Annotated in this window: 21 protein-coding genes; 7 read left to right on the top strand and 14 right to left on the bottom strand. The window is 68.5% G+C overall.

The genetic code is table 11. From position 1 onward, the window contains the following. Positions 1 to 128: 128 nt before the first annotated feature. On the top strand, positions 129 to 374 hold the full coding sequence (locus AC3FKH_RS09390) for a DUF2188 domain-containing protein (protein ID WP_488674935.1): 246 nt from the start codon (positions 129 to 131) through the stop codon (positions 372 to 374). 23 nt (positions 375 to 397) lie between these two features. On the opposite strand, the gene AC3FKH_RS09385 is transcribed toward AC3FKH_RS09390, so the two are convergent. The 10 genes from AC3FKH_RS09385 to AC3FKH_RS09340 form a co-directional block, all read right to left on the bottom strand. Further along, the gene (locus tag AC3FKH_RS09385) at positions 398 to 1,501 is read right to left on the bottom strand and encodes a flavodoxin family protein (protein ID WP_488675610.1); all 1,104 of its coding nucleotides are present in this window, start codon (positions 1,499 to 1,501) and stop codon (positions 398 to 400) included. A 41-nt stretch (positions 1,502 to 1,542) separates the two neighbouring features. Next, positions 1,543 to 2,295 carry a BON domain-containing protein gene (locus AC3FKH_RS09380; protein ID WP_488674934.1) on the bottom strand — a complete coding sequence of 251 codons (753 nt, stop codon included), beginning with the start codon at positions 2,293 to 2,295 and terminating at the stop codon, positions 1,543 to 1,545. A 195-nt stretch (positions 2,296 to 2,490) separates the two neighbouring features. Further along, entirely contained in the window at positions 2,491 to 3,438 is a 948-nt protein-coding gene (locus AC3FKH_RS09375) for a glycosyltransferase family 4 protein (protein ID WP_483714101.1), read from the bottom strand. Continuing rightward, positions 3,431 to 4,582 carry a glycosyltransferase family 9 protein gene (locus AC3FKH_RS09370; RefSeq protein WP_488674931.1) on the bottom strand — a complete coding sequence of 384 codons (1,152 nt, stop codon included), beginning with the start codon at positions 4,580 to 4,582 and terminating at the stop codon, positions 3,431 to 3,433. The genes AC3FKH_RS09375 and AC3FKH_RS09370 overlap by 8 nt, the downstream gene beginning before the upstream one ends. Beyond that, positions 4,579 to 5,565 (bottom strand): glycosyltransferase family 2 protein, encoded by a 987-nt coding sequence (locus tag AC3FKH_RS09365; RefSeq protein WP_488674929.1) that lies wholly within the window; start codon positions 5,563 to 5,565, stop codon positions 4,579 to 4,581. The genes AC3FKH_RS09370 and AC3FKH_RS09365 overlap by 4 nt, the downstream gene beginning before the upstream one ends. Beyond that, the gene (locus tag AC3FKH_RS09360) at positions 5,552 to 7,342 is read right to left on the bottom strand and encodes a carbamoyltransferase family protein (protein WP_488674927.1); all 1,791 of its coding nucleotides are present in this window, start codon (positions 7,340 to 7,342) and stop codon (positions 5,552 to 5,554) included. The genes AC3FKH_RS09365 and AC3FKH_RS09360 overlap by 14 nt, the downstream gene beginning before the upstream one ends. Continuing rightward, on the bottom strand, positions 7,323 to 8,492 hold the full coding sequence (gene waaF / locus AC3FKH_RS09355) for a lipopolysaccharide heptosyltransferase II (RefSeq protein WP_488674925.1): 1,170 nt from the start codon (positions 8,490 to 8,492) through the stop codon (positions 7,323 to 7,325). The genes AC3FKH_RS09360 and waaF overlap by 20 nt, the downstream gene beginning before the upstream one ends. Next, positions 8,489 to 9,097: a D-glycero-alpha-D-manno-heptose-1,7-bisphosphate 7-phosphatase gene (locus AC3FKH_RS09350; RefSeq protein WP_488674923.1), complete on the bottom strand. Its 609-nt coding sequence runs from the start codon at positions 9,095 to 9,097 to the stop codon at positions 8,489 to 8,491. Before AC3FKH_RS09350 ends, waaF begins: the two co-directional genes overlap by 4 nt. After that, positions 9,088 to 9,837, bottom strand: a complete 750-nt coding sequence (locus AC3FKH_RS09345) for an SDR family oxidoreductase (protein WP_488674921.1) — start codon at positions 9,835 to 9,837, stop codon at positions 9,088 to 9,090. Before AC3FKH_RS09345 ends, AC3FKH_RS09350 begins: the two co-directional genes overlap by 10 nt. Positions 9,838 to 9,933: 96 nt before the next feature. Then, positions 9,934 to 10,401, bottom strand: a complete 468-nt coding sequence (locus AC3FKH_RS09340) for a hypothetical protein (RefSeq protein ID WP_488674919.1) — start codon at positions 10,399 to 10,401, stop codon at positions 9,934 to 9,936. Positions 10,402 to 11,516: 1,115 nt separating this feature from the next. Here AC3FKH_RS09340 and AC3FKH_RS09335 point away from each other — a divergent pair. Genes AC3FKH_RS09335 through AC3FKH_RS09320 form a run of 4 tightly spaced genes read left to right on the top strand, consistent with a single transcriptional unit; the run spans position 11,517 to position 15,428 of the window. After that, on the top strand, positions 11,517 to 12,776 hold the full coding sequence (locus AC3FKH_RS09335; RefSeq protein WP_488674918.1) for a glycosyltransferase family 4 protein: 1,260 nt from the start codon (positions 11,517 to 11,519) through the stop codon (positions 12,774 to 12,776). Positions 12,777 to 12,788: 12 nt separating this feature from the next. After that, positions 12,789 to 13,829, top strand: coding sequence for a UDP-glucuronic acid decarboxylase family protein (locus AC3FKH_RS09330; protein WP_488674916.1), 1,041 nt, complete (start codon positions 12,789 to 12,791; stop codon positions 13,827 to 13,829). Positions 13,830 to 13,860: 31 nt separating this feature from the next. Beyond that, positions 13,861 to 14,568 (top strand): PIG-L deacetylase family protein, encoded by a 708-nt coding sequence (locus AC3FKH_RS09325; protein ID WP_488674914.1) that lies wholly within the window; start codon positions 13,861 to 13,863, stop codon positions 14,566 to 14,568. Continuing rightward, on the top strand, positions 14,565 to 15,428 hold the full coding sequence (locus tag AC3FKH_RS09320) for a glycosyltransferase family 2 protein (protein WP_488674912.1): 864 nt from the start codon (positions 14,565 to 14,567) through the stop codon (positions 15,426 to 15,428). Before AC3FKH_RS09325 ends, AC3FKH_RS09320 begins: the two co-directional genes overlap by 4 nt. A gap of 16 nt (positions 15,429 to 15,444) precedes the next feature. Here the strand turns inward: AC3FKH_RS09320 and AC3FKH_RS09315 are convergent, their stop codons facing one another. The 3 genes from AC3FKH_RS09315 to AC3FKH_RS09305 all read right to left on the bottom strand — a co-directional run bounded on the left by AC3FKH_RS09315 (position 15,445) and on the right by AC3FKH_RS09305 (position 19,493). Next, a complete protein-coding gene (locus tag AC3FKH_RS09315; RefSeq protein WP_488674911.1) occupies positions 15,445 to 18,165 on the bottom strand; it encodes an ATP-binding cassette domain-containing protein in 2,721 nt (906 codons plus the stop codon). 31 nt (positions 18,166 to 18,196) lie between these two features. Further along, a complete protein-coding gene (locus AC3FKH_RS09310) occupies positions 18,197 to 18,685 on the bottom strand; it encodes a CBS domain-containing protein (protein ID WP_488674909.1) in 489 nt (162 codons plus the stop codon). 163 nt (positions 18,686 to 18,848) lie between these two features. After that, entirely contained in the window at positions 18,849 to 19,493 is a 645-nt protein-coding gene (locus tag AC3FKH_RS09305; protein ID WP_488674908.1) for a UdgX family uracil-DNA binding protein, read from the bottom strand. A 100-nt stretch (positions 19,494 to 19,593) separates the two neighbouring features. On the opposite strand from AC3FKH_RS09305, the gene AC3FKH_RS09300 reads away from it, so the two are divergent. Both AC3FKH_RS09300 and AC3FKH_RS09295 read left to right on the top strand, forming a co-directional pair. Next, positions 19,594 to 20,109, top strand: coding sequence for an NUDIX hydrolase (locus tag AC3FKH_RS09300; RefSeq protein WP_488675609.1), 516 nt, complete (start codon positions 19,594 to 19,596; stop codon positions 20,107 to 20,109). Between the two features lie 1,100 nt (positions 20,110 to 21,209). After that, entirely contained in the window at positions 21,210 to 22,295 is a 1,086-nt protein-coding gene (locus AC3FKH_RS09295; RefSeq protein ID WP_488674906.1) for a calcium:cation antiporter, read from the top strand. An 8-nt stretch (positions 22,296 to 22,303) separates the two neighbouring features. On the opposite strand, the gene AC3FKH_RS09290 is transcribed toward AC3FKH_RS09295, so the two are convergent. Continuing rightward, on the bottom strand, positions 22,304 to 22,518 hold a 215-nt coding region (locus tag AC3FKH_RS09290), incomplete at its 5' end, for an enolase C-terminal domain-like protein (protein WP_488674905.1).

Here is a 22,518-nt window from a genome sequence, read left to right as displayed (position 1 = left end):
AGTGGCATCAATGCCACAAAACGCACCGCATTCCGTTCCGATGACGCAAAAGTAGGAGCCCGGCGGACGGCGAGCGGGGGCCGTGCCATGTAGAACACAGGCATGGGTTCGCGTCGGAGGTGTCTTACATGTCCAGCATGTCCAGCCAGAGTTGTTCCGTTCAGGTGTTCCAGACCGAAGCCGGCCAGTGGTCAGTGCAATCGGATGCCCCCGGCGCCGACCTCGTCGACTACCCCTCGCAGGGCGATGCCATCACCGCGGGTGTGCGCATGGCCATGGCCGAAGGGGCCCTGCTCACGATCCACGGCGCCAACGATGCCGGGAGCAAGAGCGAGATCGACTTCGCCGGTTGCTGCGCACCGCAGGTGGCCTGACGACGGCAGGCTGGACCTTCTGCCTACTTCGGGCGTGGCGCAACCAGGTCGCCGCCCACGGCCGGCAACTTTCCTGCTCGCCGCAACCTGACCGCCTCCGCCACGGCGGCGCCGGCGTTCTCCGCCTCGCGCTGCACGCCCGCGTCCTCGTCCAGCGCGCGGTGCGAGGTCGCATATGGCTTGTAGTAGCCGATGTAGCGGTCGAGTTGCGCCAGCGGCCCGGCATCGATCAGCCCCATCCAGCCGAGCCAGTCGCCCAGCGCGCGGCGCACGCTTTCCACACCGGCCACGTCCCCATGCACGATCAGTCCGAAGACACGGCCGGCCAGGTGCTTCGGGTAATCCCACCCCTTCAGCTCCAGCGCCTTGGCCTCCGCCACGGTCTTGCCATGCGTGCTGCTCGGGTCGGGATTGCCGCCATCCGCGCACACCAGCCGGTCGATCATCAGCTTGAGCGGGCTGGCCGCCTGGTACCAGTAGGTCGGCGTCACGATCAGTACGCCATGCGCCGCGACCCAGCGCGGGTAGAGCTCGTTCATCCAGTCGTTGACCTGGCCGAGCGCATGGTTCGGATAGCAGCTGCACGGCCAGTGGCACAACGGCATGGCGGTGGAAACGCACGCCTTGCAAGGGTGGATATGGCGGTCCGGATCCGACGCCAGCAGGCTCAGGTCGAGGGTATCGACCGTGATCCCCATGGCCTCCATGCGCGCACACGCAAGCCTGGCAAGGCGCCATGACTTGGACACCTCTCCCGGGCAGGTGAAGTCGTTGCGCGAGGCACCGATCACCAGCAGCACACGCGGGTCCCCATTGGGATCGTCATGGCGGCGAGCGGCGTCGTGCACGGCATCGCGGGCCTGGCGCCACTCGACGGACAGGTCATAGTCCGGGTCCGCCGCGCCAGGTCCGGCCTTTTCAGTCACGGGCGCCTTGCGGGCCTGGCGATAGGCCTCCCAGGCGATCGCCTCCAGCCGGTCGATCGATGCGTCTTCCTTGCGGAAGGCCGGATCGAAATAGCGGGCACGAAAGCGCGCGCGGAATGCCTCGCGGGACATGAATTCGACGACCTGTCCCTTGCGGATGTCGTGCGCCGCATCGGCGCTGGCTTTATCTGGCTTGTCCATGGCGGTACAGGCGGCGGGTGTCGCACCCTGGCCCGGTGGGTTCATGCGGCGTCGCGCGTCGAGGCCGACGCGCGCCCCACGCGAATCTGGTTGTCGATGTCCCGGACGCCAAACACCGTATCGACGACTTCCTCGATGCGGTACTTCTGCCCGCGTTCCCTGACCTTGCCGCTCAGTGTCACGATGCCGTCCGCGACGGCCACCTCGACCTCGCTCACATCGAACCAGCTATGGGCCAGCCGTTCGCACACCTCGTCCTGGATGCGCCCGTCCGGGCGGTGATAGCCCTTGGGCCCGGAAGCCTGGCGCTGGCTGGCGGCGGCGTGCTCGGGGCGCCCGAAGTCCATGGGCTCCCATTGCGACGCGCCGGCGAACGGGACGTAGCCGTGTTCGCCCTGCCCTGTGTCCCGGGGCGCACGGCTGGCGCCCCACTCTTCGCGCTGGGTGCGCAACAGCCGTTCCCGGTCGTCGCCGTAGCCGGAACCATTGCCGCCGCCCTGGTGCCAGTCCCGGCGCGAACGCCAGTTCGGATCGCGCGGCGCGGGCGGGGCACTGGCTTCAGGCGCTTCGGTGCGGGCGCCGCGACGCGGCGCGCCTGGCGAACGGGGCGATGTCGACCAGCCATTGGCCGGTTGCCGCGCGCCGGCCTGCCAGCGCGGATCGGCGCCGGCGCTGCGCTGCCGGCTAACCGCCTCATCGTCAAAGTTGTCTGGCGGGTCCTGGTCGGATGCGTCGTAGCGCCGACGGTCACCACGACGGTCACCACGACGGTCACCAAATTCGCCTCGGTTCATCGATAGCTCCGGTTATGCCTGGGATGGGCCCGGTGCCGGTCGCACCGTCCCCTGCGCCCGACGTCACCGCAAGTTCCATACCGCCGCGCCACGCGCGCCGCTGCGCCGCCAGCGCGCGGGCCGTGCCGTGTGATTTACATCGCTACCGGGAAAACTTGCATCCGCCGCGCGGCCACGCAGCAAGGCGCCGCGGCGTCATCCGGCCACGTCGCGGAATGCCGACTGCCAGTCGGCCACGAAGCGACCGATGCCAAAGCGCTCGTGCGCAGTGCGCGCCGCCGCCTGCCCCCAGCGCGCCGCGAGCACGGGCTCCTCGATCAGCGCCCGCATGACTTCCACCAGGCTCTCCGTGCGCGTATCGACATAGCCATTGGAGCCGTTGCGGATCACTGTCGACAACTCGGTGGTCGCCAGCCCGACGACGGGCATGCCGATCATCATCGCCTCCACCACGGCGAGCCCGAGGCTGGTGTAGCGGATCGGGTGGAAGAAGAACCGGTATCGCGCCATGAACCCCGCGAGCTGGTCGTTCGGGACCTCGCCCAGGCCACCGGACGCTTCGGCCTCCATGCCGACCAGGTCGAGTGCGACCATGCGCCGGGCTTCGGCAAACACATCCGCCCCGAGCCGGCGCCCGCGCCGGCCCAGGTGATTGACGACGCTGATGCCGCGCGCGAGCGCGCCCGTGTACCGCACCGACGCGTCGACCACCACGCCATGCTCGATCACGCGCGTGGGCGTCACCCCGCTGTCCCACATCAACGCGTTGAACGGCGTCACATGCACGAGCAGCACATTGGGGTCCTGGACCGGATGAAGCGTGTTGGTGGGGTGCTCCTGCGGGGGATCGTGCTCGAGATAGAGCGTCGGCAGGTTGCGCTGCACGGGCGTGAGCAGCGCTTCCCGGTCGTGCTCATAGTGGCTGCGGTGCTGGTAGAGCACGCAGTCGAACTCCGTGGCGGCCACGCGCTCCCAGGGCACCTCATGCACATTGCGGCCCCACGGCAGCGATCCGCCCACGCCGGCATAGCCGGGCGGATACCCCTCGCGCGTCACCAGGTAGAACTCATGCGGTACCTGCGACAGGTAGTACAGGTAATTGCCGTGGACATGCCACGTGAGGATGCGCAGTCGCCTAGGCATGGTCATAGCCCTGCAACGCCAGCCCCAGCGCGGCGGCCTCGACCGCATCCACCGTGATCGCCGTCGCGCACTCGTGGCGGATCGGGCATTTCTGCCAGCCACAGGGGCGGCACGGCGGGTACGAGGCGAGCACATGGTGCAAGGTGATATCCAGCGGCGCCCAGCGCTGGCCGTCGCCGCCGCACGAGACCACCACGCTCGGCGTATCGAGCGCGGCGGCGAGGTGCGACGGACCGGTGTCATTGCACAGCAGCAGCCGCGCATGCGCGATCAGCGCGGCCAGTTCGCCCAGCGGCGTGACGCCGGTCAGGTTCACCACGTCGCCGCCGACCAGCGAGCACAGCCGGTGCGTCAGCATGATTTCGTCGGGCGCGCCGGTGACCACCACCTTCCAGTGCGCGCGCAGCCGCAGCGCGACTTCGGCAAAGCGCTCGACCGGCCAGCGGCGCGACAGCATCCGCGCGCCCGGATGCACGCAGATGTACTCGCCCCCGGCCAGCCCGTGCTGCTCGGCAAGCCGTTCCCAGCCGGCATGGTCCTGCGGCCGGAGTGGAAACGAAAGGTGCGTGTCGACGTCCGGATATCCCAGTGCGCGCGTCAGGCCCAGCAGGCGTTCGATCTCGTTGCCGTCGGGCCAGGGGATAAGCCGCTCCGTCTCGCCGGCCAGCCCCGCGTCCGCCGCGCTGGCGCAGAACCCGGCCATGGCCCGCGCGCCCAGCTGGCGCACCACATCGTTGCTGAGCGTTCCGCTGCCATGGAGCTGGATGGCCAGGTCGAACCGATGGGCGCGCGCCGCGGCATGGAAGGCCGCCTGTGCTGCGCCGTCGACAGGCTGCTCGGGAAAGCCCGGCGCACCCGGGAACACCAGCACCTCGTCGATCAGGTGCGCGAAGCGGCTGGCAAACTCGCGTGCCCACGGCAGGCCGATCAGCGTGATCTGCGCATCGGGCTCGCCTTCGCGCAACGCGCTCAAGGCCGGCACGGCGCAGAGCATGTCGCCGAGCTGCAGCGCGCGAAACACCGCGATGCGGCGACCGGAGCGCCCTGGCTCCGGGCTGGCGGACGGCAATGGCAGCACCGCGGCCTCTCCCAGCCCCGCGCCATCGCCTCCTTCCATGTTCCTCAACAACAGCGGCGCGTTCATAGGAACCTCGCGTGGAAAGCTACCGCGCCGCGCAGGCGCCAGTACAGTGACAATGGCGGAATCAGGATCGATGTGACGACCATCTCCGCGACATGCGAAGGCGTCAGCGCCGCCCCTTGCAGGCGGCGCCGGCAGAACATGACGGTCAGCACCAGCCAGAGCGCCGCGGCCATCCCTGCAGCGCGCCACGCGCCGGCCGCGGCGGCCACCCCCATCACGGCCATGGCCAGCCCGATCACGTAGTACTGCCACGGCGGGACACGGCGGATCCGCGCCCGGTAAAGCGCGGGATGTTTCTTGTAGAGCAGCGCATCGAAATACACCTTCGCCTGCGCGGCCACGCTGCTGCCCCACGGCGCGGGACGGACCGGATGCACGACGACGGCGGCCGGTGCGCGGCCCACCGGCCCGACCTGCTCTTCGAGCCGGAACTGCAGGTCCGAATCCTCGCGCCAGGCACGCGTAAAGCGCTCGTCGAACCCGCCCACGCGCGCCAGCGCCTGACGCCGCACGAAGCAGTTGGCCGTCACGAACTCGGCCGTGGCCAGGCCGGCGGTGTCGCGCTCATGGTCGGTGGGCCGCGGGGGCGTCGGCACGACGGTGCGCCCGGACGCGGCGCTCCATGCGGGCCGGGATGCCAGCGTGCGGCGGCCTTCGCGCACCCAGGCTGGCGCCGGGATCGTATCGTCGTCGGTGAAGGCAATGATGGCGCCACGCGCGAGCCGGGCGCCCGCGTTGCGCGCGCCCGCGGGGCCCTGCGTGTCCGGCACCGCGACGTAGCGCAGCGCAATGTGCGGATATGCGGCCGCCAGTTCCGCTACCCGCTGCGCGATGCGCGCCTCGCAGCCGTCGTCGCAGACAATGACTTCGAACGCGCCGGCTTCGATGTCCTGCGCGCCCAGCGCGCGCAGGCACCGCTCCAGCAGGTCGGGCCGCCGGTAGGTGGGAATGACGACCGAGACGGCCGGATCAGGCGCCGGCATCGGCCATCTCCGCCGCCGTGGCCGGCGTCGTGGCGGCCGATGCCGCCGGCGCGGCCGGCTTTTCCAGCAGGAACGAGCCGATCACCAGCGCATCGAGCGGCGAGGTCCAGAAGCACTCGACCGCATCGCGCGGCGTACAGACGATCGGCTCGCCGCGCGTGTTGAACGAGGTGTTGACCAGGATCGGCACGCCGGTGCGGCGCTCGAACGCCGCGAGCACGTCGTAGTAGGCGGCATTCTGGTCGCGCCGGATGGTCTGGACACGCGCGGTGCCGTCGACGTGCGTGACCGCGGGAATCCGCGCGGCCATGTCCGGCTTGACGTCATAGACGAACAGCATGAACGGCGCGGTGCCGTCGCCGGGCTTGTCGGCGTGGAACCACTCGGCCATGCGCTCCTGCAGGACCACGGGCGCCACCGGCCGGAAATCCTCGCGGTCCTTGATCTGGTTCAGCCGCTGCTGCATGCCCGCGTCGATCGGCGAGGCCAGGATCGAGCGCGCGCCCAGCGCGCGCGGCCCGAACTCCATGCGGCCCTGGAACCAGCCGATGATCCGGTTCTGCGCGAGCAGCGCGGCGGTGGTCTCGGCCACGTTGTCCAGCCGCGTATACGGCAACTTGGCCCAGTCGAGGAAGGCCGCGATCTCGTCGTCGCCATAGGCGGGTCCGAGGTAGGCGTGGTCCATCTGCCAGTGCCGCCGCGGCCGGCCGCGCTGCTCGAAGTCGACCCACAATGCCGCGCCCAGCGCCGTGCCCGCGTCACCGGCGGCCGGCTGCACCCATACCGCATCGAACGGGCTCTGGTCGCGCACGCGCGCGTTCATCACGCAGTTCAGCGCCACGCCGCCCGCCATCGCCAGGCAACGTTCGCCGGAGGTCTGCGCGAGCCACGTCGCCATGCCGACCACGGTTTCCTCGAGCACCTGCTGCAGTGACCGCGCGATATCGAAGTGCCGGCTCGACATGGCGCTGCCGCGCGCGCGCGCCGGGCCCAGCACGGCATGGAGATCGGCTTCGGCGACGCGGTATCCGCCCGCGCCGTCCGGCGTCACCATCTCGCGGAACGTTTCGAGATAGGCCGGCTTGCCATAGGAAGCAAGCGCCATGACCTTGTACTCGTCGGAAGAGTGCAGGAAGCCGAGATGGCGCGTAATGCGCTCATACAGCAGCCCGAGCGAATCGGGCAGGTCGATCTGCCGGATACGGCGATACGCGCTGCCATCGAACACGCCGTAGCTGGTGGTGGCGCGCTCGCCGCGCCCGTCCATGGTCAGCACCGCGCAGCGCTGGAACGGCGCCGCCAGGAACGCGCTGGCTTCGTGTGCCATATGGTGTTCGACGAAGTGCCAGCGGAACGGGCCGTCATGGCGCACGCCGTGGAACCTGGCCTGCAGGTGATGCGGCGCGCCCGACGCGAGTTGCCGCGGCGCGTTGACGATATAGGACAGGAACAGCGGCTCCCACGGCGCCGCGGCCGCGCCGGCGCGGGACGGCTCCAGCGGAAGCGACAGGGCCTCGTCGTCGCGCCGCTCGCCAAGCAGCAGCGCGGGATCGTAGGAGTAGGCGATGTGGTCCACATCGGCCAGCGAGATGCCTGCCTGCGCCAGGCAGTAGTCGATGGCGTGGTACGGCAGTTCCCAGGTGCTGAACGGCACCGGCCGCTTGCCGTGCTTGATGTGGGTGAAGCGCTCGTCCTCGGCGGCGGCAATCACCTCGCCGTCGCGCACGAGGCAGGCGGCGGAATCGTGGTAGGCGGCGTTAATGCCAAGCGTATACATGCGTCCTCTCCTCGACGGTGGAAACCGGCTGGCTGTCCGGCACCGGGTCTTGCGGCCATGGCATCGGGCTTTCGGCGGGGCTGTCTCCCCCGAGCAGCGCCAGCGCCGCGGCCGCTACCGCTTGCGGGCCGACGCCGCGCAGGCAGCGGTGATGGCCTTGCGGGCACGTGCTCTTGTAGCAGTAGCGGCACGGCACGTCCTGGAACAGCGTGCGGTGCGGCACCTGCCATGGGGTGTGCTGCGGGTTGGTCAGCGCGTACAGGTCCACCACGGGCGTGCCGAGCGCCGCCGCGATATGCACGGGGCCACTGTTGTTCGACACCAGCAGGTCCGCGGATTCGAGCAGCGCCGCGAACTCGCCCAATGGCAGCACGCCGGCCAGCGCCACGACGCCGGATGACCCGGCGTTGCGGCAGACGTCATCGACCACCTCGCGCTCCGCTTCCGAGCCGGTCACGAAGATCGTGGCCCCCGTCTCTCGCGCCAGTTGGCCGGCGACTGCCGCGAAGTGTTCCGCCGGCCATCGGCGCGACGGCGCGGTAGCGCCGGGGTGCACCACAATCCTGGCTTTGCCGGCAGCTTGCAGGCCCCGTGCCGAGAGTGCGGCACGGTCCGCGTCGCGCACGGCAAACCGCAGTCGACTGTCCGACGTGTGCGCACCGACCTGCGCGACCAGGTCGAGCTGGCGCTGGGCTTCGTGTCGTGGCTGCCCACCGGGGTCGGTCTCGGGCGCCCAGTCGCTGAGCAGCGCATAGGGGTTCTCGCGGCAGTGCGCGAGCCGCAGCGGAATCCCCGCCAGCACGCACAGCATGGCGGCGGGCAACGCGCTCTGGCTGTAGACCGTAAAGATCACGGCCCCGTCGAAGCGCCCTGCGGCAAGTTGCGCGGCACACGCGCGCAGTCGCCGCGCCGACTCTTCGGGTCCGGGCGACTCGGCATGCCGCACCCACGGCGCGTCCCAGCCGATCACGTCGCTGACCATCGTCAGGTGCGGCGCGAGCCGGGCCGAGGCCGATGAAGTCAGCAAGGTCAGCCGGCGTCCCGGCACCGCTTCGGCCAGTGCCTGCATGGCGGGCGTCGTCATCAGGACGTCGCCCATATTGTCCAGCCGGACACACAGGAGCCGGCGTGCGCGTGCCCAGGTCGTCATGCCGGCCTCGCCACGAACGGCGCGGCCGGCACGTGCTCGCCGGCAACGATCCGCGCCGCATGCGCCAGCGTCGGCACCACGAAATCGGGCGTGCGCCAGGCCCCGCCGACCCATTCGGTTTCACCGCCGCAGTCGACCAGGATCGTGTTGCAGCCCGCGCGCCGGCCCGCCTCCACGTCGTCGAGGATGTCGCCGATCATCCACGACGCCTCCAGGTCGAAGCCCAGCACCGACGCCGCTGCGCGCAACATGCCCGGCGAGGGCTTGCGGCAACTGCACGCCACGGCATAGTGCGCCACCGCGCCTTCCGGATGGTGCGGACAGTAGAAGAAGCCCGAGAGCCTGGCGCCGTGCAGCCGGAACAACGCCGCAAGTTTCCGGTGGACGGCCTGCAGTGCCGGCTCTTCAAAGCCGCCGAGCGCCACGCCCGGCTGGTTGCTGACCACCACCAGCGGCACGCCCAGGTCGCCAAGCACGCGCAGCGCGTCACCGGCGGTGTCCGCAAGGACCATCTCGTCGGGGTCCACGTTGTACGGCACGTTCCTGAGCAGGGTGCCGTCCTTGTCGAGCAGGACGGCACCCTTGCGCGTGCGGATCAGGGCCATGACGTCTCCTTCATCGGCAGGACCATGAGTTCCGGGATCACGGTCTCTTCCGGCTGCGTCAGCACGAAGCGCACGGCGCGCGCGACATTGGCCGGGTCCTGCAGCGTCGAGGTGTCGATATCGGGAAAGCGGTCGAGCAGGAACGGCGTGCGCATGCCCCCGGCGACGATCGCGCAAACCTTGATGCCGTGCGGGCGTAGTTCGGCGTGCAGCGCATGCGAGAAGCCCAGCACGCCCCACTTGGTGGCGTGGTAGGCCGACGCATTGGGCCATGCCCGCTTGGACGCGGTCGACGCGATATTGACGATGTGCCCGCTGCCCTGCGCCTTCATCAGCGGCACGGCGGCATGCGCCAGCAGATACGGCCCGTAGAGGTTGACCATCAGCACGCGGCGCCACTGCTCGGTGTCCACTTCCTCGACCGGCAGCGTGATGTCGATGGCGGCGTTGTTGATGATGCCGTCGAGGCGCCCCGCCAACCTGCCGCCGGCGCGTCCGATCTCCGCAAACAGCCGGTCGACGGCGTCGGCGTCGGAGACGTCCACGCCGATGGCCTCCACGTCCGCGCCGGATTCGCGCAGCGAAGCCGCGCACGCACTCGCGCGCGACAGGTCGAGGTCGGCGATGATCACGCGCGCCCCGGCTTCGCCCAGTACGCGGCAGATCTCGCCGCCGAGCCCGCGGCCGCCGCCGCTCACGAGGAATCGCTTGCCTTCCAGCAGTGGGTCATTGCCCGCCATGTCATTTCTCCGGTGCGAGGGTCGAAGGTCGATACCAGGTCGCCCAAGGGGGCGGCCGGACTGCGTGAGCCGAGCGAAATGCATGCCAGTGCGCGGCTAGGGCCGGTGCGCCGCGTGCGCGTGCCCGATCGCCGCCGCACGCAGCAGCGCGGCGATGCAGCGCGCGAAGGCCTCGTCATACCAGCCGTTCGCGCCGCTGACCGCCACGACGATGCCGTCGAGCACGATGCCGCCCGCCAGCGCCATGTCGCCGGCGACGAGCAGGTGCGGGGATTGGGTGGCCACCACGCCGGAGTCCGTTTGGGTACGCCACGCGACACGCGCCTTCTCACGCGCGTAATACGCATAGTCGGCATCCCAGCTCTCCGGCGAGGGCAGCGAGTGTTCATAGAGGATCGCCTCCTCGAACGTGCCCGTGCCGAAGGGGAGGCATGGATCCATCACGACGATATGCATGCAGCGGCTCTCGCCGACATCGCGGTCGGCAAGACTGGCAGTGAGCATTGGCAAGGCGAGAGCGACCGCGCGGCGCGCGGTTTCGGCATCGGCGAAGCGGGAGGTCATCGCGCGCTCCAGGCGAGGGTGGGGGGCCGCTATGATGCAACCTCTATGCCTGTGGCACCTCCAAAGGGTTCTGCGCGAATTGCGGGGGCGTTGTGCTTGGCAGGCGCGGCTGTTTCGCCGGCGGAGCCGGCGACCTACTTTCTTGTCCGAGCGACAAGAAAGTAGGCAAAGAAACGCGTTTACTTGTCCTAACGGACGAATATTGATCGTAGTGTGCGAAGAATTTCGTACGGGTATTCGCTTCAGAGTCTGCCCCGCTGCCTGCCGCATGGAGCGCGTCCACCTGCAGGCTCTCACACAATGATTGAACGAGCCCCGAACCTGTCCGTGGCCCGGGCTCTCCAGCTATATCGCATCATCGCCTTCGGCTGCGCTACGCGCGGCTCAGCAGTCTGACCGCGCAGGCCGGAGCTGAGACCAAGACAATGGTCCGTGTCCGTGTCCGTGTCCGTGTCCGTGTCCGTGTCCGTGTCCGTGTCCGTGTCCGTGTCCGTGTCCGTGTCCGTGTGCGGCAGCGATGGTGATGCGCCAGCTAACAGACTAGTGAGCCGCGTAGCAGCCGTAGGCGATGATGCGACAGCGTTCGCGGTGTCGGGCCACGGACAGGTTCGGGGCTCGTTCAATCATTGCCTGAGAGCCTGCATACGGGTGCGCACCACGCGGCAGGCAGCCGGGCAGCCTCTGAAGTTCATACCCGTACAACACCCTTGGCACACTACGATCAATATTCGTCCGTTAGGACAAGTAAACGCGTTTTTTGGTTACTTTTTGTCGCTCGGACAAAAAGTGACTCGCCGGCTCCGCCGGCGAAACAGCGGCGCATGCCAAGAACAACGTCCCCGCAGTTTCATCGAAGAACCCCCAAAAAAAATCCCCCACCCCACGAGAGACGCTTCTACATAAGCCTGGTAGAAAGCGCGACCGGGAACTTCAAACGCCCGGCCCGGGGCATGCCCCGCGGCGCACGCGGTGGGGGTCAGCCCGAGAACCGCTATAACGCTGGTCATTCGGTTCCCTGGCATTGCCGCCTAAAGGGCTTCCGCAGGGCGCACAGCACCTCTGGCATGCATGCTGCAGGGCCGGGCTACCGATCCCCTGCCCGACCGGAGGCCGCCATGCAGCGCATCGCCATGATCAGTGAACATGCCTCGCCACTGGCGAGCATCGGAAGCGTCGACAGCGGCGGACAGAACGTCTATGTCGCGCACCTGGCGCGGCAGCTCGGCAAGAGCGGCTATCTGGTCGATGTGTTCACGCGGCGCGACAAGGCCCTGCTGCCGGACATCGTGGCGTTCGCGCCCAATGTCCGTGTGGTCCATGTGCCGGCCGGCCCCGCGGTGTATGTGCCCAAGGAGCAATTGCTGCCGTACATGCCCGCCTTCGGCGACTTCATGGTGGCGTTCATGCGCGGCGATGCGATCGGCTACGACGTGCTGCACGCCAACTTCTTCATGTCGGGCGTGGCCGCCATGCGCGCGCGCCAGGTGCTCGATATCCCGCTGGTCATGACGTTCCACGCACTCGGCAAGGTGCGCAGGCTGCATCAGGGCAGCGCCGACGGCTTCCCGGACAACCGCTTCGACATCGAGGACGACCTCGTGCGCCATGCCGACCGCGTGGTGGCCGAATGTCCGCAGGACCTGGACGACTTGGTCACCCTGTACCACGGCGATCCCGAGCGCATCGACATCGTCCCCTGCGGGTTCGACGAAGAAGAGTTCGCCCCGATCGAGCGCGATGAAGCACGCCGCACGCTGGCGTGGGATGCCGATGCCTTCACCGTGCTGCAGCTCGGCCGCCTGGTGCCGCGCAAAGGCATCGACAACGTCATCCGCGCGATCGGGCACCTTCGCCATGGGCAAGGCATCGAGGCCCGGCTGTTTGTCGTGGGCGGCAACGCCGACCAGCCGAGCGTGGCGGCGACGCCGGAAATCGGCCGGCTCCAGGCCGTGGCCGAAGACGCCGGCGTGGCGGACTGCGTCACCTTCGTCGGACGGCGCCGCCGCTCGCAGCTGCGCGGCTTCTACAGCGCCGCCGACGTGTTCGTCACCACGCCATGGTACGAGCCCTTCGGCATTACGCCGGTCGAGGCCATGGCCTGTGGCGTACCGGTCATCGGCGCCGACGTCGGCGGCATCCGCTCGACGGTGGTCGACGGCGAAACCGGCTTCCTGGTGCCGCCGCATGCGCCCGAGGCGCTCGCGGAGCGGCTCGCGCGGCTGGCCTGCGACCGCGCGCTGGCGCGCCGCATGGGCATGGCCGGCCGGCAACGCGTGCAGGCGGAGTTCACGTGGATGCACGTGGCCCGCCAGATGGAGCAAGTCTATGCCCGCGTCGCGGGCGCCGAACGTCCAACGCGCCGCGTGGCGGCTTGACGGGAGACGACCATGCGGGAAGCCGATCGCAAGCGCGTCCTCGTCACCGGCGGTGCGGGGTTCCTCGGTTCGCACTTGTGCGAACGCCTGGTGGAACTCGGCCACGATGTACTTTGCGTTGATAACTTCTACACGGGCAGCAAGGAGAATATCGCCCACCTGCTCCCTCTCTACAATTTCGAGCTGCTGCGCCACGATGTGACCTTCCCGCTCTATGTCGAGGTCGACCAGATCTACAACCTAGCCTGCCCCGCGTCGCCGGTCCACTACCAGAGCGATCCCGTGCAGACCACCAAGACCAGCGTGCACGGCGCGATCAACATGCTGGGGCTGGCCAAGCGCGTCAAGGCGCGCATTCTCCAGGCCTCCACCAGCGAGGTCTACGGCGACCCCGACAACCACCCCCAGCAGGAAAGCTACTGGGGGCATGTCAACCCGGTCGGGCGGCGCGCCTGCTACGACGAAGGCAAGCGCTGCGCCGAAACGCTGTTCATGGACTATCACCGCCAGCACGGCGTGGACGTGCGCATCGCGCGCATCTTCAACACCTATGGCCCGCGCATGCATCCGGCCGATGGCCGCGTGGTGTCGAACTTCATTTCGCAGGCACTGAACGGCGAGCCGCTCACGCTGTACGGCGACGGCTCGCAGACGCGCTCGTTCTGCTATGTCGACGACCTCGTCGACGGACTGGTCCGGCTGATGGAATCGGATGCCGCCGCCACGCCCGTGAACCTCGGCAACCCGTGCGAAAGCACGATGCGCGATATCGCCAGCGAGATCCTGCAGGCCACAGGTTCCGGCTCGGCCATCGAGAACCGCCCCTTGCCGGAGGACGATCCGCGGCAACGCTGCCCGGATATCACGCTCGCGCGCACGCTGCTGCAATGGAACCCGGCGACGCCGCTTTCCCAAGGCCTGCGGCTGACCGTTGCCTATTTCGTCTCGCGGCTGGCCGGGCGCGTCCGGCGGCAGAAGCTGGCCGGGCAGCCGTCAGTGCCATCGAAACCCGCCGAGCCGGCGCGGCGCCAATCCGCTTCGGACGTGTCCTGACGCGATGGCGACCTTCCATGCCCCGGAGCGGATGACGATCCTCTCCCCCCACCTGGACGACGCCGTCTTCAGCTGCGGGTGCCTGATCGCTGCCGGCAACAATCCCAGCGTGCTGACCGTGTTCGCCGGGCTGCCGTCCGCGCAGATGCCGCTGCCGGAATGGGACCGCGCGGCCGGCTTCGCCAGTGCGCGCGAAGCCGTGCTGTCGCGCCGCCATGAAGACGCGCGCGCGCTTGGCCAGCTCGGGGGCCACCCGCTCTGGCTGGACCTGCTCGACAGCCAGTACCGGCACGCCTATACGATCGAAGCCATCGCGGCACGCATCGTCGAGTGCCAGGTGCTGCGCGAAAGCCGTACCGTGATCGCGCCGATGGGCCTGTTCCACAGCGACCATATCCTCGCGCATGCCGCCAGCCTGCTGCTGTGCCGGCCGGCCCTGGTGACCGAGGGCGGCGATGAGGAAGACCGCGCCGCCGAGCCCCGGCAATGGCTGTTCTATGAGGACGCGATCTACCGGCGACTGCCCGGCCTGGTGCAGAGCCAGCTTGCCGCGTGGCAGCGCGCGGGACTGCTCGCGACCCCGGTGTCTTTCGCCACGGCGCCGTTCCTGCCGCGCAAGATGGAGGCCGTCAAGGCCTACGCCAGCCAGCTTCCGCTGTTCAGCGAAGCGCAGATCGCCGATATCGGCGCGCCCGAGCGCTACTGGTCGCTGACCCTCGCGGAACGGAGCCCGTCATGACCGCCCCTTGCATCAGCGTGGTCGTGCTGACCCACAACCGCCGCGATACGCTCGCGCACACGCTGCGCCAGCTCACCGCGCTGCCGGAGCGGCCGCGCGTCGCGGTGGTGGACAACGGCTCGACCGACGGGACCTGCGCCATGCTGGCGCGGCAGTTTCCGGAGGTGGCCTGCCTGTCCTGCAGCACCAACCTGGGCGCGGCGGGCCGCAACCTGGGCGCCCGGTGGGCGTCCACGCCGTACGTGGCCTTCTGCGACGACGATTGCTGGTGGCAGCCCGGCGCACTGGCCCGCGCCTGCGCGATCTTCGACAACCACCCCGAAATCGGCGCGCTGACCGCCCGCATCCTGGTCGGCGAGAGCGAGCGCGAAGACCCGACCAGCACGGCCATGTCGCACAGCCCCCTGCCCTCTGTCGGCCTGCCCGGACGCATGATCCTGGGCGTGATGGCCGGGGCCACCGCCTTCCGTACCGGCGCCTTCCTGGAGGCCGGCGGCTACGATTCGCGACTCTTCATCGGCGGCGAGGAAACGCTGCTCTCGCTGCGGCTGGCCGCGCTGGGGTGGGCGCTGGTCTACGCGCCCGAACTGGTGGTGCACCACCATCCCAGCGCCGCGCGCGACGCGCAGCGGCGCCGCGCCATGCTGGCGCGCAATGCGGTGTGGTCCGCCTGGCTGTGCCTGCCCGCGCCAATGGCCGTGGCGGAAACGCTCGGTGTCCTGCCGCAGCTGGCCACGCAGCTGGAGCCCAGCGACTGGGGCGATCTCCTGCGCGGCATGCGCTGGGTACTGCAGGAACGCGAGGTCGTGCCGCGCCATATCGCCGCGGCGCTGCGGCTGGTGCGCGCTGCAGCGCGCTGATCTTCGCGCTCCCGCCCTAGTCATCATTCAGTTCCGACCCTGGCGCCCTGTGCGCCTGGATCGCCGCGATCAACTCGGCCATGCGAACGGGCTTCGGCAGGTGCACCTGGAAGCCGGCCATCATCGCGCGGATGCGATCCTGCGGCTGCGCGTGCCCCGACAGCGCGATGGCGGTCAGCCGGTGCAGCAAGGGCACTTCGCGCCGGCTTTCGAGCCGCCGCACCGCGCGCAGCACCGTATAGCCGTCTTCTTCATCGAGCGCGATATCGCACAGCAGCACATTGGGCCAGTCGGCAGGCGGCGTGCCAGCGAGATCCTGCAGCAGATCCCTTCCGTGCCCGTAGGCCAGCGCGCGCGCCCCGAGATCTTCCAGCGCTTCGACCAGGATCTCGCGCGTGGTCGCATCGTCGTCAAGGACCAGGATGCACAGGTCGCGCAGCGAATGCGGCCCGGGGGCCGGGAACTCGTCGGGCGCCGGCAAGGCGGGCGCGACCGCTTCGCGGACCGGCCGCATCGGCATGCGGAAGCACCAGGTCTGCCGGGCCGCGTCGGCCGTGAGCCGCACGCCCGCGTCGGCAAGCCGCACCTGCAGCCGCTGCACGTCGGCCGGCGGCACACGCCGCCCCTCGGCGGGCTGGGTCGCGGCGAGCGTCAGGCCGGCATCGCCGTCCAGCCGTTCGAGCCGGAGTTCGAGCCGTCCGCCTGGGTCCATGGTATCGATCACGCTTCCGCACAGCTGCCAGATGGCCTGCTGCAGCACGCCGGGGTCGCCGGTCACGCGCAGTTCCGCGTCGTTCACGATCGTAAACAGGTGGATGTTGCGTTCCGAGATAATGTCGCGCAGGCCGTCCACCACCCCGGCCACCAGCGTATCGAGCCGGATCGGCTGCATCGCGAGCCGCTCTTCCGTGCGTTCCAGTTCGCGTTGCTGCTGCTGCAGGCGCCACATCTGCGCATAGACGCCGCCGCGCGCGAGCAGCGCCTCGTGCGTCCCGGCTTCCACGACGCGGCCGTGTTCCATGACGAGGATGTGGTTTGCCTCGGCAATGGTCGACAGCCGGTGGGCAATGATGAACGCGGTGCGGCCCCGGGCCACGGCGGTCAGTTCCTGCTGGATTGCCCGCTCGGTGCGCGTATCGAGCGCCGACGTCGCTTCGTCGAAGACGATGATCGGCGGCTTCTTCAGCATGGCGCGGGCAATCGCCACGCGCTGGCGCTCGCCGCCGGAGAGCCGCACGCCACGCTCGCCGACCATGGTGTCGTAGCCATCGGGCAGGCCGTCGACCAGGGTGTCGAGCTGCGCGGCGCGCGCGGCGTCCACCACGTCGGCGCGGGTCGCGCCTTCCCGGCCGTAGGCAATGTTGTAGGCGATGGTGTCGTTGAACAGGATGGTGTCCTGCGGCACGATGCCGACCACCTCGCGCAGGCTACGCTGCGTGACCAGCCTCAGGTCCTGCCCGTCGATCAGGATGCGGCCCGAATCAGGCTGGTAGAGCCGGAACAGCAGCCGCGCCAGCGTCGACTTGCCTGATCCGCTGCCGCCGACCACGGCCACGGTCTGGCCGGCCCGCACATGAAAGCTGACATCCCACAGCGTATGCCGGCTCGGGTCATAGCTGAAATTGACGTTCTCGAACGCGATCGTGCCCTGGCCGACCTGCAGTGCCGACGCGCCCGGCGCATCGGTGTCCTCGCCGGCGCGGCCCTTTGCGTCGAGCAGCGCGAACAGGCGCTCGACATTGGTCATGGCGTCGTTCGATTCGCGGAAGATGAAGCCAAGCGTATTGAGCGGCAGCACGACCTGGATGATGTACGCGTTGATCAGCACCAGGTCGCCGACGGTCAGCACGCCGTGCAGGACCTTGTCGACGCCCTGCAGCATGACGCCGGCCACGCCGACCGCGATGCACGCGCTCTGCGCGATATGCAGGGTGGACAGCGCATACTGGTTCTCCACGCTGATGTCGACCCAGCGGCGCAGCAGCCGTCCCAGCCGCTCGGACTCGAACGACTCGCGCGCGAAGTACTTGACCGTGTCGTAGTTGAGCAGGCTGTCCACCACCTTGCTGTTGGTCTGCGCCTCGACACTGTTGACATGGCGCTGCACGCGCATGCGGCGGCGCGCGAGCAGCACCGTGCAACCCGCGTACAGCGCGAACACCACGACGATGATCCCGGCGAAGCTCGCCCCATAGCCGGCCACCATGATGATCAGCACCGAGCCGATCTCCAGCAGCGTAGGCACGATGGTGAATACCGACACCCCGAGCAGGAAGCCGATCGCCGCCGTGCCCTTCTCCAGGTCGCGGATCACGCCGCCGGTTTCGCGCCGCGCATGGAACCTGGCGCCGAGCTTGTGCAGGTGCGCGAAGGTGCGGGCCATGAAGCTGGCCACCGTGTTCTGCGCGACATTGGCGAAGACCACGTCGCGCAATTCGTTGAACGCGTTGCCAAGCAGGCGCAGCACGGCGTAGGCCAGCACCAGGTACGCCGGCATCGTCACCACGAGCCGTACCACGGATGATGCAGGCTCCGCGCCCGTGCCCGCGTGCGCAAGCGTGCGCACCGGCGACAGCTCGTCGACGATCAGCTTGAGGACCAGCGGGACCGCGACCGTTGCCGCCTTCGCCAGCAGCAACAGGGCGATGGCCACGACCACGCGCGCGCGGAACTTCCAGATCGCGCGCCACAGCTCGCCCGCGATCCGGCGGCGCGAGACGCGAGGCGTGTTCGGCATTCCCGCCTGCCGGGTAGCGCGCCGGGGCGGCTCAGCGATCGGGTTCGGACGGGTTGGAGACCTCGGTCAACGTGTCGCCGGCCTTGGCGATGTCGCCGGACTTGGTCGCGATATCGCCGAGCGATACGATGCCCACCAGCCGGTCGTCCTTGTCGATCACCGGCACCCGGCGGATCTGCCGTTCCGCCATCTTCGCGCGCGCGTCGTCGACCGTGTCGTCATCGCGGCACCATAGCGGGCCTTCGGACATCGCCTCGGCGATCCGGGTCTGGGGATCCTTGCCCACGGCGATGCAGCGGCACGTGATATCGCGGTCAGTCACCATGCCGCGCAGATGACCGTCGACGCACACGGGCAGCGTGCCGACATTGAGGTCATCCATGATCCGGGCCGCCTCCTGGAGCGTGCAGTCGGGCGTGACGTACTGCGGATCGGCGGTCATCACGTCGCGCAGCCGCAACTGCAGCGGCGAGGCAGGCGTGGAGGCATGCTGCGTTCGGGGGGCCATCAGTTTCTCCATGTGGTCGGTTCGCGTTCTTTTTTCGTGGCGCAGGCAAGGGATCGCAACGACCATGCCCGTCGCGCTGCGCCACGCACGGGCGGCACGGGCGGCGCAAGCCGCGAGGGGATTTGCAGTCCGACATGGAAAGATTTACCGCCGGTGCGCAGCGCGGCAGCCCGGATTACCCCCGTACGCGATGCGCTTTCCCTGACCTGCCTTGGCCAGCGAGGCGCACCGCCTGGCGCAGGCTGGCCACGATGCGCGCGAACGCGGCCTGGCGACCTTCCTCGCTGCGCTGGCGCAGGACGAACGACGGGTGGTATGTGACGACGACCAGGTGGCCGTCCTTCTCGACCGCCGCATCCAGCAGTGCCGACAAGGCCACGCGCTTCTTGCCGAGCACGGCACCGGCGGCGGTCGCGCCCAGCGCCACGATGACGGTGGGGCCCACCGCGTGGATCTCCTGCTCCAGCCACATGCCGCACGCTTCGATCTCGAGCTGTCCCGGGGTCTTGTGCAGACGGCGCTTGCCGCGCAGCTGGAACTTGAAGTGCTTGACGGCGTTGGTCAGGTAGACGTCTTCACGCTGAAGACCGGCCTGCGCGAGCGCCTCGCCCAGCAGGCGGCCCGCTGGCCCCACGAAGGGCTCGCCCTGCAGGTCCTCCTCATTGCCGGGCTGTTCGCCGACGAGCATGAGCCGGGCGCTGACGGGGCCCGCTCCGGGCACGCCCTGCGTGGCATCGTGCCAAAGCGGGCAGCGCCGGCAGGCATTGAGCTGCGGGCGTTCGGGAACGGAGTCGGTGGATTTTTCAGCGCTTCGGGGCATGAGTGCATACACTGGCGGCAGGTAGTCCGGGACGATTCAAGATGCATGCCGGATCGCGGCACGCGCCGCTGGCACGACAGCTGCAGGGTTCTGGGTGCTGATGCCGATTGACAGGCTCCGGTCGATCGCGGGTACTATCCTCGGCTTCACCGTTGCCCACGCCATCAGAACTTGCCAGGGGAAATGCGGCCAGCCGCGCCGCGGTTCATTTCAGGGAGCCGATATGCAAGCACTGAAACCGCTGAAGCCGAAAGTCAGGGCCACCATCGTCTGCATCCGGCACGACTGCGTGCTGCTCGTTTCGAAGGACGGCGTGCGATGGGCACTGCCTGGCGGCCGCCCCGGCAAGCAGGAGTCGCCGGAGCAAACCGCACGGCGCGAGCTGCAGCAGGAAACGGCGCTGAAGACGAAGGCGCTGGTGGGCGTTTTCCAGTTCATCGGCGCGACCACGGTGCATCACGTATTCACCGCCGACATTGACGCATCGGCGCGGCCGAAGCCCGGTCATGAAATCAAGTCGCTGCAATGGCTGCCGCACGAGAAACTTGGCGAAGTCGAAACCAGTGCGACCACGCGGCAGATCGTGTCGCAGTTTTTTCAGGACGAATTGCGGTAGCAATGGGCCGGGGTCGGCCATCCCATCGCGGCGCATGCTTCACTTTGCGCGGCGAAACACCGTCGCAGGCGCGCGACAGTCGCTGGATTGACGCCTGTCCAGCCACGGTTCGCGACTACACTCGTTGCTGGGGCGGGCAACGCGTACGCCCCAACCACTTCTTGCCCTCGACCACCCCGGCCGAGGGCTTTTTTGTGGTTGTCCGGTGAGTTGCGGGGCGTTGTTCTTGGCTGTCGCCGCTGTTTCGCCGGCGTAGCCGGCAGGGGCTTTTGGCGATGACTGGCTCCTCGTTCTTGGCAGACTCGTCGTTCTTGGCAGGCGCGGCTGTTTCGCCGGCGTAGCCGGCGAGTCACTTCTTGTCCAAGCGACAAGAAGTAACCAAGAAACGCGTTTACTTGTCCTAGCGGACGAATATTGATCGTAGCGTGCGAAGAATTTCGTACGGGTATGGGCTTCAGAGAATGCCCGGCTGCCTGCCGCGTGGAGCGCGTCCGCCTGCAGGCTCTCACACAATGATTGAACCAGCCCCGAAACTGTCCGTGGCCCGACACTGCGAGCGTTATCGCATCATCGCCTTCGGCTGCTGCGCGGCTCACTAGTTGGTAAGTGGGACGACATCAACTGCGCAGATGCTGGTGCTTCCGCTTCTTCTCTTCCCTTCCTCGGTTTTTTCTGAGTGCGCGCAGCGCAGCCGTAGGCGTCCTACCGATGGCGGGGTTAGCAGGAGCCACCAAGTAATCCGGGTTCGCTCATCTGAGGTGTCTATCCTGATCATCCTACGGGCAGGCAATGTAGTTATGCCCTGTACCGTCAGTACCCATTGGGCCACGGCTTGTAAGGCAGTCTTTTTTATGGGTCGCGTGTCTCGCCTGCAATTCAATCAATACCCAGCGACGAACTCGCGAAAGCCCAAGTATTAAACACGAAATTCGCCCAATTGAGCCCAATTCCCGGGAACTGATTCACGCTTCGCTTGCCTTATCACTGCCGCCAGGGCGCTCCGTCGTGGCGGCTCACCCTTCTGCTTCGTGCCGGGCCGCGGCTCCGCACGTCTCTTGCCACTGCTCGGTGGCGCCCAGAACAAAAAAGGAAAAACAGGGATGGCACTGACTTCCAACAAGCTGCCGGCGTGGACCGTGTGGGCCCCGCTTGCCGCGGCGGCGATTCTCGCCGCCGGACTTGCCCTGCCCGGACAGGGCTGGCTGATCCTGCTCATGGCACCCGCGCTTGCGGGCGCGGTGTTCGCGGCGGTCCACCACGCGGAGGTGGTTGCACATCGCGTCGGCGAGCCGTTCGGCACGCTTGTCCTGGCCATCGCCGTGACGGTGATCGAAGTGGCGCTGATCGTCTCGGTGATGCTGTCATCGGGCCCCGAGAAAGCCGGTCTCGCGCGCGATACCGTGTTCGCCGCCGTCATGCTGATCTGCAACGGAATCGTCGGTCTTTGCCTGTTCGTTGGCGGCCTGCACCATCGCGAGCAGGCGTTCCAGGCGCCGGGCGCCAATGCCGCCATGGCCGTGCTGGCGGCGCTGCTCGTGCTGACCATGGTGCTGCCCAACTACACCAGCAGTTCGCCGGGCCCGGTGCTGACGCCGGCCCAGCTCGGCTTTGCCGGCGTGATGTCGCTGGTGCTGTACGGCTCGTTCGTGTTCGTGCAGACCGTGCGCCACCGCGACTATTTCCTGGCCGACGACAGTTCGGACGAGGACGTCCACGCCCCGCCGCCGCCGGGCCGCGTCGCCGCCATCAGTGGCCTGCTGCTCGTGGTCTGCCTGGTGCTTGTCGTCGGCCTGGCCAAGCTGCTGTCGCCATCGGTGGAGGCGGCCGTGCTGCACGCGGGCGCACCGGCGGCGGTGGTCGGCATCATCATCGCGGCCACGGTGCTGTTGCCCGAGGGCCTGGCCGCACTGCGCGCGGCGCGCGCCGATCGCATCCAGACCAGCCTGAACCTTGCGCTCGGCTCGGCGCTGGCAAGCATCGGCCTGACCATTCCCTCAGTCGCCGCGGTCTTTATCTGGATCGGACAGCCGCTTGAACTGGGACTGGGCCCGAAGGAAACCGTGCTGCTGATGCTGACGCTGATCGTGTCGTCGCTCACGCTCGGCAGGGGCCGCACCACGATCCTGCAGGGCGTGGTGCACCTCGCCATCCTGGCCGCCTACCTGTTCCTGTCAGTGGTGCCCTGAGCGGGCCCTCAGGCGTGATCGCGCCGGTAGTGCGCGAGCTTGTCTTCATCGAGCGCAAGGCCCAGCCCCGGGCCTTGCGGCAGATGGAGGCTGAAGTCGCGGTAAGTGGGCCGCTCGACCACGATGTCATCCTTGAGCAGCAGCGGGCCAAACAGCTCCGTGCCCCACGCCAGCTGCGGCAACGTGCAGAAGCCATGCGCGGCAGCGATGGTGCCCACGCTGC

It is taken from the genome of Cupriavidus sp. 21MJTG02-4 (assembly GCF_057798975.1).
The sequence above is the reverse complement of the archived record's forward strand: the minus strand, read 5'-3'. Positions and strand labels throughout refer to the sequence as shown.

What these genes read in the sequence shown, in the direction of transcription:
- AC3FKH_RS09330 (WP_488674916.1), top strand. Translation starts at nt 12,789, where the DNA reads ATGCGGGAAGCCGATCGCAAGCGCGTCCTCGTCACCGGCGGTGCGGGG.
- AC3FKH_RS09325 (WP_488674914.1), top strand. Translation starts at nt 13,861, where the DNA reads ATGACGATCCTCTCCCCCCACCTGGACGACGCCGTCTTCAGCTGCGGG.
- AC3FKH_RS09300 (WP_488675609.1), top strand. Translation starts at nt 19,594, where the DNA reads ATGCCGATTGACAGGCTCCGGTCGATCGCGGGTACTATCCTCGGCTTC.
- AC3FKH_RS09365 (WP_488674929.1), bottom strand. Translation starts at nt 5,565, where the DNA reads ATGCCGGCGCCTGATCCGGCCGTCTCGGTCGTCATTCCCACCTACCGG.
- AC3FKH_RS09380 (WP_488674934.1), bottom strand. Translation starts at nt 2,295, where the DNA reads ATGAACCGAGGCGAATTTGGTGACCGTCGTGGTGACCGTCGTGGTGAC.
- AC3FKH_RS09295 (WP_488674906.1), top strand. Translation starts at nt 21,210, where the DNA reads ATGGCACTGACTTCCAACAAGCTGCCGGCGTGGACCGTGTGGGCCCCG.
- AC3FKH_RS09315 (WP_488674911.1), bottom strand. Translation starts at nt 18,165, where the DNA reads ATGCCGAACACGCCTCGCGTCTCGCGCCGCCGGATCGCGGGCGAGCTG.
- waaF (WP_488674925.1), bottom strand. Translation starts at nt 8,492, where the DNA reads ATGACGACCTGGGCACGCGCACGCCGGCTCCTGTGTGTCCGGCTGGAC.
- AC3FKH_RS09350 (WP_488674923.1), bottom strand. Translation starts at nt 9,097, where the DNA reads ATGGCCCTGATCCGCACGCGCAAGGGTGCCGTCCTGCTCGACAAGGAC.
- AC3FKH_RS09340 (WP_488674919.1), bottom strand. Translation starts at nt 10,401, where the DNA reads ATGACCTCCCGCTTCGCCGATGCCGAAACCGCGCGCCGCGCGGTCGCT.
- AC3FKH_RS09305 (WP_488674908.1), bottom strand. Translation starts at nt 19,493, where the DNA reads ATGCCCCGAAGCGCTGAAAAATCCACCGACTCCGTTCCCGAACGCCCG.
- AC3FKH_RS09385 (WP_488675610.1), bottom strand. Translation starts at nt 1,501, where the DNA reads ATGGACAAGCCAGATAAAGCCAGCGCCGATGCGGCGCACGACATCCGC.
- AC3FKH_RS09390 (WP_488674935.1), top strand. Translation starts at nt 129, where the DNA reads ATGTCCAGCATGTCCAGCCAGAGTTGTTCCGTTCAGGTGTTCCAGACC.
- AC3FKH_RS09345 (WP_488674921.1), bottom strand. Translation starts at nt 9,837, where the DNA reads ATGGCGGGCAATGACCCACTGCTGGAAGGCAAGCGATTCCTCGTGAGC.
- AC3FKH_RS09375 (WP_483714101.1), bottom strand. Translation starts at nt 3,438, where the DNA reads ATGCCTAGGCGACTGCGCATCCTCACGTGGCATGTCCACGGCAATTAC.
- AC3FKH_RS09310 (WP_488674909.1), bottom strand. Translation starts at nt 18,685, where the DNA reads ATGGAGAAACTGATGGCCCCCCGAACGCAGCATGCCTCCACGCCTGCC.
- AC3FKH_RS09320 (WP_488674912.1), top strand. Translation starts at nt 14,565, where the DNA reads ATGACCGCCCCTTGCATCAGCGTGGTCGTGCTGACCCACAACCGCCGC.
- AC3FKH_RS09335 (WP_488674918.1), top strand. Translation starts at nt 11,517, where the DNA reads ATGCAGCGCATCGCCATGATCAGTGAACATGCCTCGCCACTGGCGAGC.
- AC3FKH_RS09370 (WP_488674931.1), bottom strand. Translation starts at nt 4,582, where the DNA reads ATGAACGCGCCGCTGTTGTTGAGGAACATGGAAGGAGGCGATGGCGCG.
- AC3FKH_RS09360 (WP_488674927.1), bottom strand. Translation starts at nt 7,342, where the DNA reads ATGTATACGCTTGGCATTAACGCCGCCTACCACGATTCCGCCGCCTGC.